General features: G+C 67.3%; 9 protein-coding genes. 3 read left to right on the top strand and 6 right to left on the bottom strand.

Translation table 11 applies throughout. The annotated features are described in order from the left end of the window. The first annotated feature begins 13 nt into the window (after positions 1 to 13). The 3 genes from IEW13_RS00935 (at position 14) to IEW13_RS00925 (ending at position 2,911) form a co-directional block, all read left to right on the top strand. On the top strand, positions 14 to 1,114 hold the full coding sequence (locus tag IEW13_RS00935; RefSeq protein ID WP_188549042.1) for a 2-keto-3-deoxygluconate permease: 1,101 nt from the start codon (positions 14 to 16) through the stop codon (positions 1,112 to 1,114). Further along, complete coding sequence (locus IEW13_RS00930) at positions 1,111 to 1,890, top strand: HpcH/HpaI aldolase family protein (RefSeq protein ID WP_188549041.1); 780 nt, start codon at positions 1,111 to 1,113, stop codon at positions 1,888 to 1,890. The genes IEW13_RS00935 and IEW13_RS00930 overlap by 4 nt, the downstream gene beginning before the upstream one ends. A 313-nt stretch (positions 1,891 to 2,203) precedes the next feature. After that, positions 2,204 to 2,911, top strand: a complete 708-nt coding sequence (locus IEW13_RS00925) for a FadR/GntR family transcriptional regulator (protein WP_188549040.1) — start codon at positions 2,204 to 2,206, stop codon at positions 2,909 to 2,911. A gap of 94 nt (positions 2,912 to 3,005) precedes the next feature. On the opposite strand, the gene IEW13_RS00920 is transcribed toward IEW13_RS00925, so the two are convergent. The 6 genes from IEW13_RS00920 to ilvC form a co-directional block, all read right to left on the bottom strand. Next, positions 3,006 to 4,400 (bottom strand): MFS transporter, encoded by a 1,395-nt coding sequence (locus IEW13_RS00920; RefSeq protein WP_188549039.1) that lies wholly within the window; start codon positions 4,398 to 4,400, stop codon positions 3,006 to 3,008. Then, complete coding sequence (locus IEW13_RS00915; RefSeq protein ID WP_188549038.1) at positions 4,369 to 5,460, bottom strand: branched-chain amino acid aminotransferase; 1,092 nt, start codon at positions 5,458 to 5,460, stop codon at positions 4,369 to 4,371. Before IEW13_RS00915 ends, IEW13_RS00920 begins: the two co-directional genes overlap by 32 nt. Before the next feature lie 357 nt (positions 5,461 to 5,817). After that, entirely contained in the window at positions 5,818 to 6,858 is a 1,041-nt protein-coding gene (locus tag IEW13_RS00910) for a 3-isopropylmalate dehydrogenase (protein WP_188549037.1), read from the bottom strand. Positions 6,859 to 6,930: 72 nt separating this feature from the next. After that, positions 6,931 to 8,523 (bottom strand): phosphoglycerate dehydrogenase, encoded by a 1,593-nt coding sequence (gene serA / locus IEW13_RS00905; RefSeq protein WP_188549036.1) that lies wholly within the window; start codon positions 8,521 to 8,523, stop codon positions 6,931 to 6,933. A gap of 731 nt (positions 8,524 to 9,254) precedes the next feature. Then, positions 9,255 to 10,562 carry a GNAT family N-acetyltransferase gene (locus IEW13_RS00900; RefSeq protein ID WP_188549035.1) on the bottom strand — a complete coding sequence of 436 codons (1,308 nt, stop codon included), beginning with the start codon at positions 10,560 to 10,562 and terminating at the stop codon, positions 9,255 to 9,257. Positions 10,563 to 10,866: 304 nt separating this feature from the next. Next, the gene (gene ilvC, locus IEW13_RS00895; protein ID WP_188549034.1) at positions 10,867 to 11,895 is read right to left on the bottom strand and encodes a ketol-acid reductoisomerase; all 1,029 of its coding nucleotides are present in this window, start codon (positions 11,893 to 11,895) and stop codon (positions 10,867 to 10,869) included. Positions 11,896 to 11,922 lie beyond the last annotated feature (27 nt).

Here is an 11,922-nt window from a genome sequence, read left to right as displayed (position 1 = left end):
AAGGAGGCCGTCAATGTCGACGACCAGACAACCGCCAAAACCCGGGTGGAAACGGGCAACACGCATAGCCGGCTCCGTTCCCGGCGCGCTCATGATCTACCCGTTGTTCCTTGGCGCAGTCGTCAATACGTTCTTCCCACAAGTACTCGACGTCGGAAGCTTCACCTCTGATCTCTTCCGAGACGGCACCGGAGCGCTCCTCGGCCTGTTCTTCTTCTGCATGGGAGCTCAGATCGACTTCCGTCAAGGATTCGTGACCATCGAGAAAGGGGTGACGGTCTTCACGGCCAAGGTCGGGATCGGAGTGGCCATCGGGCTTGGGGTCGCATTCCTCACTCCGGACGGTTCGCTGATTGGCCTGACTCCTCTCGCACTGATCGCCGCGATCACCAACTCGAATTCCGCCCTGTTCGTCGCCCTAACCAAACAGTTCGGCAACTTGAGTGACCGCGGATCGGTGTCAATCCTGTCGATCAACGACGGTCCTTTCATCACCCTGATCGCGCTTGGCGCCGCGGGACTAGTGGACTTTCCTCTTGAGATGCTCGTCGGGCTACTTCTCCCGCTCGCAGCTGGCTTTGTCATCGGCAACGCGAGTAACACAGCACGAACATTCCTGCGTCCCGGCGAGGCACTGCTTATTCCGTTCCTGGGTTTCGTGGTCGGGCGTGGCATCGACTTCAGCACGCTCGGGCAAGCAGGACTACAGGGGATCCTACTGGGCCTTATTACGCTCACCGTGGTCGGAGCCGGCTCCATGGCGCTCTTGTATCTTCTGCACCTCATTCGACGGCGCCCACCTAGAGCGCGAAACCTGATCGCCGGAGCAGCCGAGTCAACTACAGCCGGGAACGCGATCGCGACACCAGCTGCAGTTGCCCTGGTCGACCCATCGTACGAAGCAATCCAGTCGGTTGCTACTGCGCAGGTAGCCGCAGCAACAATCACCACCGCGCTGCTCGTCCCATTCCTGGTTGCCTTGGTCTCCCGATGGCAATTGCGACGAGGCGTTTCGCCTGAAGCGGAAGACGAGTGGAACTTTCACCACAGCCCAAAGACAGAACTGAACGAACCCCGGCGGACGCCGGATCCCCAAAGGAGAAGCAACACGTGAACGAGGCACTGCGTAACAAACTGGCTGCAAACGAGACTGCGTTCGGACTCTGGGTCACCTCAGAAGCTTCGGCGGTTACCGAAGTCGCCGGTCTACTCGGGATCGACTGGATCTGCATCGATATGGAGCACGGTTACCTTGACTATCGCGATATCCAGACGCATCTGAGCGCTGCACGAGGCACCAACCTCACAGTACTCGTGCGGCCTCCCTCACAGGAGCTCGAACCGATCAAGCGGGCTCTTGACGTAGGTGCGCACGGCGCGATTGTTCCCCTTATTGACTCGGCCGAGGAGCTTCATGCTGTGCATGAACACTTCTATTATCCGCCTCTGGGGCGCCGCGGCATCGGAGGCGAGCGCAGTGTGAAGTGGGGCCTGGATCTAGAACAATACGTCACTAACGCGAACGACGAGCTACTGCTGATCCCGATGATCGAGACACAGCGCGCATATGAGAACCTCGATGAGATCCTGTCCGCTGACAAGCTCGAGACCGTTTTCTTGGGCCCAGGCGATATGTCAGCAAGTCGCGGCGCTGTCGGGGAGTGGGAAGGGCCAGGGGTCGCGGAGATGAACTTAGACATCCTTCGTCGCGCAACCGACCGTGGAATTTCCTCAGGAATCGTCGCCCGCAGTACCGAGGAAGCGATCACGCGCCGTGACCAAGGCTTCGGAATGGTATCTCTCGGATCGGACATCGGGCTGATGATCCGGCAGATTAAGACCATGGCCGAAGCACTCGGGAAGGAGACTACAGGGCACCGCTGGTTCTGATAACGAAATAACCGAACGTGCGTAGCTGAGACACTCGTTCCACGGAGTCGCAGTGACGAGGCGCTCAATGGGTGGGTCAGCTGGCTCTTGTAGCCGGTTGACCCGCCCATTGCCATGCGCACCGCGACGTCGCTATTTCACCGGGGCAAACAACGGCGGCAGGCACGGCCTAGGCAGTCCGCGTCAAGACAGCGAGACATCATGTTCCGAAGGGTTTTCGCTCCACCTGGTTCTTGTGCTGACCAGCATTGATGCGGTCCTGTAATCTGAGCCAAGCGGCATCAAACACCATGTCAGAACGACGGAGGAGCGAATGACAGAGCGAGCTTTTCCGCCGATCAGGGACGCACGGCGCGCTTCTGTGGCGGACGTCGTGCAGCACGTCGTCCAAAGCACGGTCGCCCTCGGCATGGCGCCGGGTGACCGGCTGCCGCCGGAACGTCGCCTCACCGAGATGTTGGGTGTCGGCCGATCCCCGCTCCGGGAAGCTCTGAAGTGCCTCGATATTCTGGGCTTCATTGAGATTCGCCAAGGAGATGGCACTTATCTCGCGGCCAACGCATCGCAGGTTCTCCCGCAGGTGGTGTCCTGGGGCCTACTGCTAGGGACCCGCGAAGCGCAGGAACTCATCGAGGCTCGCTACTACATTGAGGTAACCCTCGCGCGTTTGGCGGCGACTCGCCGCGGGCCAGACGTAGCGGGCCGGCTGACAGAGCTCCTTGCCGAGATGGCGAACGCGAGCACACCTGAAGCGTTCGCTAGCGCAGACACAGCCTTTCACCTCGAAATCGCTCACGCAGCACAGAATCCACCCTTGGCTTCGGTGCTTGAGAGCGTGAAATCCCTTCTGGATGTCTGGGTCGTTCGCGTCGTGGAGGCCACGCCCGATCGCGATGACCTGGTGACACAGCACCGGCGCATCGCAGAGGCAATCGCAGCAGCCGATCCTGATGCGGCGGCAAACTTCATGGGCGAACACATCGCGGCCGTGACGACCCTCCTGCAGGGGACTGTTAGCTAATCCATCGGTGCCGACCTACGGGCGTCGTCCACCGTGGGCCGGTCTTGCCCAGTCGCCGGCGGCCCTCCTCCGCTGAGCACCTTCACCCGTGCGTTCAGCGGAGGATCTCGTGGGTGGTCTCCCGGGTGGACCAAGCCATCACCAGGACCGCGACGATCACGAGGGCGCCGGTCAGGGCGAAGGTCAGCGGCAGGCCCAGCACCGGCCACAGCAGCGAGCCGAATGCCAGCGGCGCCAGGCCGATGGCCACGCGCGACGCGGCCGACGCCCAGCCGAAGCCCGAGCCCCGCAGCTCGGTCGGGTACAGCTCGGAGACGTAGGTGTAGAGCGCCGGAATGGACATCTGGATGAGGAACCCGAACGCCAGGATGCACAGGCGCGCGGCCAGGCTCAGCTCGGTGCCCTGCTCCAGCAGCACCGCGAAAGCCACCAGGAACACCGCCGCGAGCACGCTCGTCGCCCCGAGCATCCACTTGCGCCCGGTGCGATCCACCAGGACGGCGCAGACCAGGACGCCGATGATGCCCACGCCGGTCATGGCGGAGGTCACCAGGAACGCGGCGTGGTTCTCCATGCCCTGCTGCCGCAGGATGTTCGGCAGCCAGGTCAGCGCGGCGTAGTACAGCAGCAGGATCGCGATGAACAGCAGCCAGGACGTGGCGGTGATCCGCGGAGAGTACCGCCACAGGGCGAGCAGCTGCCCCGCCCAGGCGGTACCCGTCTGCGTACCGCCCTCCCCCGGCTCGGGTAGCCGCCACCGGGTCTGCGTGCCGCCAGTGCGCCGCACGAGTGCCGCGACCACCCGATCGGCTTCCTCGTGCCGGCCAGCCCGGGCCAGGTACAGCGGGGACTCCGGCACGTACAGCCGGACGAAGAACACCAGCAGCGCCGGCAGCACCATCACCAGGAGGATGAGCCGCCAATCGCCGAACTGCGCGATCAGCCAGGCCGAGACCAGGCCGCACAGCGATACGCCCACCGGCCACCAGCCGTCCATCGCGGTGAGCACCCGACCGCGCTGCCGCCGCGGGGTGAACTCTCCCACGAGCGCATAGTCCACCGGGATGCAGCCGCCCAGGCCGAAGCCGGCCAGGAAGCGGAAGACGCAGAACACCACGAGATTGGGACTCAGCGCACCCAGGACCGTGAAGATCGCGAAGGTCAGCAGCGTCAGTGAGAACGCCCGCTTACGGCCGATCCGATCGGCGATGCCACCCCAGGTGAAGGCGCCCACCGCCATGCCGAGGAGATTGGAGGTGGCGATCCACGCGGCTTGACCGGCGCTCAAGCCCCACTCCTCCATCAGGAGCGGGATGAGGAATCCGTTGAGCGCCACGTCCCAGGCATCGAACATGAAGCCCAGGCCGCCGATCAGGAAGATCGAGCCGTGGACGCGCCACCTCCACGGGAGCCCGGCGACGACCTCGTCAGAGGTCGGCAGACCGGAATCCCGCTGCTCAGGCAAGGCGGTAGAGCCAGCCGCGCTCATCCTCCACGCGGCCGTACTGCAGATCCAGCAGCCGCGAGCGCAGCTGCATCGTGACCTCGCCGGCCTCGTCACCGAGCTGCAGTTCGAAGTCCGGGGCCTTGAGCGTCCCGATGGGTGTGACGACGGCGGCGGTGCCGCAGGCGAACGCCTCCGTGATCTCGCCACTGGCCACGCCGTCCTTCCATTCCTGGAGGGAGACCAGCCGTTCCTCGGGCTTGTAGCCGAGCTGCTCGGCCAGTTCGATCAGCGAGCGCCGGGTGACGCCGTCCAGGATGGAATCCCCCAGGGCGGGCGTGACCAGACGGCCGTCCTCGTAGACCAGGAAAAGGTTCATCCCGCCGAGTTCCTCCAAGTACCGGTTCTCGGCGGCGTCGGTGAACAGCACCTGCGCGCAGCCGTGCTCGGCGGCCTCCTTCTGCGCGGCGAGGGAGGCGGCGTAGTTGCCGCCGCACTTTGCGAAGCCCGTGCCGCCGGGAGCGGCGCGGTTGACCTTCTGAGACACCCAGATGGACACCGGACCGACGGTGCCGCTGAAGTACGCCTGAGCGGGCGAGGCGATCACGTAGTAGTCGACCTCAACGCTGGGGCGCACGCCCAGGAACTTCTCCGAGGCGAAGGCGAACGGCCGCAGGTAGAGGCTGACCTCGTCGTTGTCGTCCTTGGGGGTGGGCACCCAAGCGCTGTCGGCGGAGACCAGGGACTTCAGGGACTCCAGGAACAGTTCCTCCGGCAGCTCGGGCAGCGCCAGGCGTGCCGCCGAGCGGTTGAACCGGCGGGCGTTGAGCTCGGGACGGAAGGTCCACACGCTGCCGTCGGCGTGCCGGTATGCCTTGAGCCCTTCGAAGATCTCCTGCGCGTAGTGCAGCACCGCGGCGGCCGGGTCCAGGACGAGCGGACCGTAGGGCTTGACCTGCGCGCCGTGCCAGCCGAGTTCCTCGGTGTAGCGGACGTGCGCCATATGGTCGGTGAAGTGCTTGCCGAAGCCGGAATCGGCCAGGATCTTCTCACGCAGCGGCTCCGGAGTGGGCATCGCGTGCTTGAGGAGCTCGAAAGTGGACATGTAGCTGCTCTTTTCAATGTGTATACGGGCTGTGGCGTCCTTGCCGGACGTGCAGCAGAGCCACACGTGGGCCACGCCACTTCAGACTAGCGCAGCACCGGCCCGTGCGCAGTCGGCGGGACGGTGCTGTCGAGAAGCCAGGCCCACCGTGCCGGGCTGTGCGGCCCGGGTGACGGTGCCCGTCGTGGTGCGCGGCGCCTGCACAGGGCTTTCTTCCCTCGGCTGCGCCGCTCGCCTGCCTTCCCGGACGGGACGCAGGCGGTGTGAGGCGGTTCCTCCCGGTCATCCGGCGGCACATCGGGTGGGCCAGCCGGATGACCGGGACGGGCTCATGTGTGCGGGGGCGACCGGCTGCCTTCAGCCGATCCGGGCGGCGATGGCGTCGCCGACCTCAGAGGTGCCGCGCGCGGCATCGCCACGAGCGGCGAGGTCTTCCTCCACCGCGCGGTCGATGGCCTCGGCGACCTGTGTCAGGCCCAGGTGGCCGGCCATGAGCGCCGCGGAGAGGATGCTCGCGGTGGGATCGGCGATGCCTTTGCCGGCGATGTCCGGCGCGGAGCCGTGGATGGGCTCGAACAGGCTGGGCCCGGTGCCCTCGACGTTCAGGTTGCCGCTGGCGGCCAGGCCGATGCCGCCGGTGACGGCGGCGGCCAGATCGGTGACGATATCGCCGAAGAGATTGTCCGTGACGATGACGTCGTAGCGGCCCGGGTCCTGCACCAGGTAGATCATCGCGGCATCGGTGTGCTCGTAGTTGACCGTGACGTCCGGGTATTCCTGGCCGACGTGCTCCACGACCCGGCGCCAGAGGTGCCCGGCGTGGACCATGACGTTGTGCTTGTGCAGGTAGGTCAGCTTCTTCCGGCGCTCCTGCGCGCGGGCGAAGGCGTACCGCACGGCACGCTCGACGCCGTACCAGGTGTTGACCGTGACCTCGTTGGCCACCTCCTGCGGCGTGTTGTAGCGCAGCGAGCCGCCCTGACCTGCGTAGGCGCCCTCGGTGCCCTCGCGGACGACGAGGAAGTCGATCTCCCCCGGGTCCGCCAGCGGGGAGCGGACGCCGGGATAGAGCTTCGACGGCCGCAGGTTCACCGCGTGCTCGAATCCGAACCGCATCTTGAGGATGATCCCGCGCTCCAGGGTGCCGGAGGGGACGTTCGGGTCGCCGACGGCGCCGAAGAAGATGGCGTCGTGGCCGCGCAGCTGCTCGAGCTCCTCGTCGGTGAGGGTCTCGCCGGTGCGGTGCCACCGCTCGGCTCCCGCGTCGAAGTCCGAGTACTCGACCTGGGTGCCGGGCGCGTGGGCGGCGAGCGCGGCGCGGAAGACCTTGAGGCCCTCGGGCACGACCTCGTGACCGATTCCGTCGCCGGGCAGGACTGCGATCTTGAAGCTGCTCATGCGCCCAGCCTAGGCCAGTCTCATTCTGCGGTGCACCTGGGTCTCATAATACGGCCACGCGGAGGCCTGCGGTCAGTCCTCGGTCAGCACCACCGAGGAGGCGTCGGTGGCGTCGATGGCGCCCGCGACCGCGGCGACGACCTCTGCCGGCACCGGCGAGTCCACCGCGAGCACGGACAGCGCCAGACCGCCCTCATCGGTCCGGGAGACCTGCATCCCGGCGATGTTGACGTTGCTGCGGCCCAGCGACTGGCCCAGCTGGCCGATCACGCCGGGACGATCCTCGTACAGGAAGACCAGCAGGAAGTCCGTCAGCGGGATCTCCAGTTCGAAGCCGTTGACCTCGACGAGCTTCTGCACCTGCTTGGGCCCGGTGAGGGTTCCCGAGACGGAGATCCGGCCACCGCTGGCGGTGGAGGCCCGCAGGGTGATCACATTGCGGAACCCGTCGGCGTGGGCGTCCTGCAGCAGCCGCACGTCCACGCCGCGCTGCTCGGCCAGGACCGGCGCGTTGACATAGGAGACCTGCTCGGAGACGACGTCCTTGAACAGGCCCTTGAGGGCGGCGAGCTTGAAGACCGAGACGTCCTTCTCGGAGATCTCGCCGTGTACCTCCACGTCGAGGGCCGTGATCGAGGAGTCCGCCAGGGCGGTGACCACGCGACCCAGGCGCTCCACGAGCGGGATGCCGGGCCGGACGTCGGCGTCGATCTGACCACCGGCGACGTTGACCGCATCGGGCACCAGCTCCCCCGAGAGCGCCAGCCGGACCGAACGCGCCACGGCGACTCCCGCTTTCTCCTGCGCCTCGTGCGTGGAGGCACCCAGGTGCGGGGTGACGGAGACGGCGTCGAGATCGAACAGCGGCGAGCTCGTGGTCGGCTCGGTGGCGAAGACGTCGATGCCGGCTCCCGCGACGCGACCGGAGCGGATGGCGTCGGCCAGGGCCTCCTCGTCGACGATGCCGCCGCGGGCGACGTTGACGATGCGCACGGACGGCTTGACCTTGGCGAAGGCCTCAGCGCCGAGGAGCCCGATGGTCTCGGGGGTTTTGGGCATGTGCACCGTGATGAAGTCCGATTCGGCCAGCAGCTCGTCCAGGCTCATCAAGGTGACGCCCATCTGCGCGGCGCGGGCGTCGGAGATGTACGGGTCGTAGGCGACCAGCTTCATGCCGAAGCCCTGCGCGCGCTGCGCGACGAGGGCGCCGATGCGTCCCAGGCCGATGATGCCCAGGGTCTTCTCGTACAACTCGACGCCGGTGTACGCGCTGCGCTTCCACTGCCCGCCCTTGAGCGCGGCATTGCCGGAGGCGAGGTTCCGCGCGCTGGAGAGAATGTGCGCCATGGTCAGCTCGGCGGCGGAGATGATGTTGGACGTCGGGGCGTTGACCACCATGACGCCTGCGGCGGTGGCGGCCGGGACGTCCACGTTGTCCAGGCCGACGCCGGCCCGCGCGATGATCTTCAGCGTGCTGCCGGCTGAGATGGCCTCGGCGTCGACCTGGGTGGCGGAGCGGACCAGGACCGCGTGGGCCCCCGGGAGTGCCGCCAGCAGGGCGGCGCGATCGGTGCCGTCGACGTGCCGGATGTCGAAATCGGGTCCGAGCGCCTCGACTGTGGCGGGCGAGAGCTCCTCGGCGATGAGCACGACGGGCTTGGTCACGGCTGGGGCCTCCTGGGCTGTGCGGGCCGCGCGGGCGGTCCGGCGTCTGCGGTGCTGGTGCGGTGATCACGGTCCGGTGCGGCGGCTGCACGCGCGCCTGCCCCGGGACCCGGGCCGGTGCGAGCGGCCCGCAGACCATGGTAGCCAGCTTGTGAATACTTTCACGAACCGGCTCAGGATGTGAGCACCCGTCTGGCCGGACGCCCGTGCGGCCGAGCCCCGTGCCCGTGAAACCGCGCGGCCGAACCCGTGCGAGGTGGACCCGCGCGGCGCCAACGGCCTCGCGCGGCCGAACCCGTGCGGGGTGGACACGCGCGGCACCCACGGTCTCACGCGGCCGAACCCGTGCCCGGTGAACCCGTGCGGCCAAGCCCCGTGCCCGACGAAGTCGCAGAAAACGACACCCCAGTGACAGAACAACACCGTAGACGGTGTCGTTCTGTCACTCAGTGTCGTTCTGTCACCGGGGTATTGTTCTGGCGCTTACGCGTCACGGCTTACTCGTTGTCCTGTCACTCACATGTCGTCCCGCCGATGCGGCGCATCCGGCCCCAGGCGGCGCCGGCTCGACTCAAAACCAGCTCGACTCAAAACCAGCTCGACTCAAAACCAGCTCAGCTCAAGACCAGCTCGACTCAAAACCAGCTCGACTCAAAGCCGGGCCACCTCAGAACCGGGTCGACTTAAAACCGGGCCACCTCAAAACCGGGCCTACTCAAAACCGAGCTGACTCAGAAGTGGCTCGGGGCGTAGGGCGGTCGTTCCAGGGCCAGCAGCGATCGCGCACGCACCGCGGCACCCGGTGCCAGCTCGGTCAGGCGTCCCGCGCGTGCCAGCAGGGCCGCATCGGCGCCGCCGAGGTAGAGGGAAGCGAGGTCGCCGGTGTCCAGTGCGAGGTCCGCGGGCGCGTCCTCGCTGAGTGCTTCGACGCGCGCGGTGCCGTCGGCGACGGTGAGTTCCCAGGTACCCGCTGTGAATCCCAGGCGATCGCTCACCCGCAGCCGCAGGGTCGCTGACACCGGCCCCCAGCCTCGCCCCTCGAATGCCGCCGGAAGATCCAGCAGGCGCAGCCAGACCCCATCCTCGCTGGTCTTGGTCCGCATCCGCCGGCCGTCGGCCAGCAGCCAGGGCAAGGCGCTGTCCCGGGCGGCGTCGCCGTAACGGATCACCTGGACGAGGTCGAGCGTGCCCAGGAACTGCCAGAGCGAACGGTACGCCTCGTCGCTGACGGCGATCAGGTCGATGACCTTCACCGTCGGCGGCTCCCAGCCGGTGAACTTGTAGGTCACATAGCCGTCCGGGGCGCCCTCGGGGTCGTAGTGCACCGCCGCGCGCACGGCCGGATCCGGTTTGCCGCTCTCCGGGTCGAGTTCGCCGCTGATGATCCGCCAGTAAGCGTGCTTGCGTTCGAGCGCGCCGGGCGTGCGTTCCTGGAACCGGGCATAGATCTGCGGCGCCAGGCGCTTGACCGCGGCCGGTTCGGCCAGTTCCACGCGGCCGCTGGGTTCGACGCGGAACGCCAGGCCGGGACTGGCGTCGATCTCGATCTCGGACTGCCACTCCACCGGGCCGAAGCCGAAGCGGCTGTAGATGCTTCCCTCGCTGGCGGTCAGGGCGGCCAGCGGCTTGCCCGCAGCCGCCGCGGCGCGCAGGTCCGTCTCCATCAGCCTGCGCAGCAAGCCGCGGCGCCGATGGGTGGGCCGGACCGTGACGCCGGTGATCAGGTGCGCGCCGAGCTGCCGCCCATGGCCGGTGTTGATGCGCTTGCCAAAGGTCACGAAGGTGGCGACCGGGACCTCCGCGCTCAGGGCTCCTTCCGGGGCGCTGGCGGGGTAGGCCGCGGTGAGCATCTGGTGGTCGGCGACGAAGGATGCGGCCATGCTCCGCAGTCGTTCCGCGTCCGGTTCGCTGTCGTAGAAGCCGGCCCGCACGGCGCGCACGAACGCGGCGGTGCGCGCGTCCGGGTCCCCTTCGGTGCTGGCGGGGTCCAGCGCGGCGGGAAAGGTCTCGAAACGGTAGTCGTGCTGGGGTTCTGGCATGAGGTCAGCCTATAGGCGCCGGCCGCGTGCCCAGCACCGGCAACGGAATCAAGCGGCGACGCCTCCGGCAGCTCCCTCGCAAGGTCGGTTCCGGGCAGCTCCGCACGTACGGAAAACCACACCTGAGTGACAGGACCACACCGTCTACGGTGTCGTTTCGTCACTTACGTGTGGTTCTGTCGCTCGCCCACGCACGGGACAAGCCGGATACCGGGCGGCGACCGGCGGACCCGCGGCGAGGAAATCGCCACGGGGCCTGACAGCCCCCACCCGGTACCCAGCCTGTGCGCGGGATTCCGGGGCCTCAGCGGGCCGCGGTGCCCTCGGTGTAGTCGTCCTCGAGCTCCTGGATCCAGGCGAACATCTTCCGCAGCTCGCGGCCCGTCGCCTCGATCGGGTGGCCTTCCTCCTGGGCGCGGAGCTCCTGGAATTCCTTGCCCCCGTTGGCCTGGTCGTCCATGAACCGCTGGGCGAAGGCGCCGTTCTGGATGTCGGCGAGGACGGCCTTCATGTTCTCCTTCACGTCGGCCGGCAGCACGCGCTTGCCGGAGACGTAGTCGCCGTACTCGGCGGTGTCAGAGATGGACCAGCGCTGCTTGGCGATGCCGCCCTCGACCATGAGGTCGACGATCAGCTTGAGCTCGTGCAGCACCTCGAAGTAGGCGATCTCCGGCTGGTAGCCGGCCTCGGTGAGGGTCTCGAAGCCGTACTGGATCAGCTTGGAGACGCCACCGCACAGCACGGTCTGCTCACCGAAGAGGTCCGACTCGGTCTCCTCCGTGAAGGTCGTCTTGATGGCACCGGCACGCAGTCCGCCGATGGCCTTGGCGTAGGACAGCACGAGATCCCATGCCTTGCCGGAGCCGTCCTGCTCCACGGCCACCAGTACCGGGACGCCGCGCCCGTCGACGTACTCGCGGCGCACCACGTGGCCGGGCCCCTTGGGGGCGACCATGATGACGTCGACGCCCTCCGGCGCCTTGATGTAGCCGTAGCGGATGTTGAAGCCGTGGGCGAAGAGCAGCGCCTTGCCCGGGGCGAGGTTGGGCGCGATCTCGTCGTCGTAGATCTTCGCCTGCACCTGGTCCGGCGCGAGGATCACGATGAGGTCGGCCCAGGCGGAGACTTCGGCCGGGGTGCCCACGCCGAGGCCCTCGTTCTCGGCCTTCTGCCGGGACTTCGATCCCTCGGCCAGGCCGACGCGGACCTCCACGCCCGAGTCGCGCAGGCTCAGCGCGTGGGCGTGCCCCTGGCTGCCGTAGCCGATGACGGCGACCTTCGTGCCCTGGATGACGGAGAGATCGGCGTCCTTGTCGTAGTAGAGCTCTGCCACGGTGTTGACTCCTTGATCGTTGTGTTG

This window comes from Sediminivirga luteola, from assembly GCF_014639315.1.
Taxonomy (GTDB): domain Bacteria; phylum Actinomycetota; class Actinomycetes; order Actinomycetales; family Brevibacteriaceae; genus Sediminivirga; species Sediminivirga luteola.
Note: the sequence above shows the minus strand (reverse complement) of the source record. Positions and strands in the feature narration are given on the sequence as shown.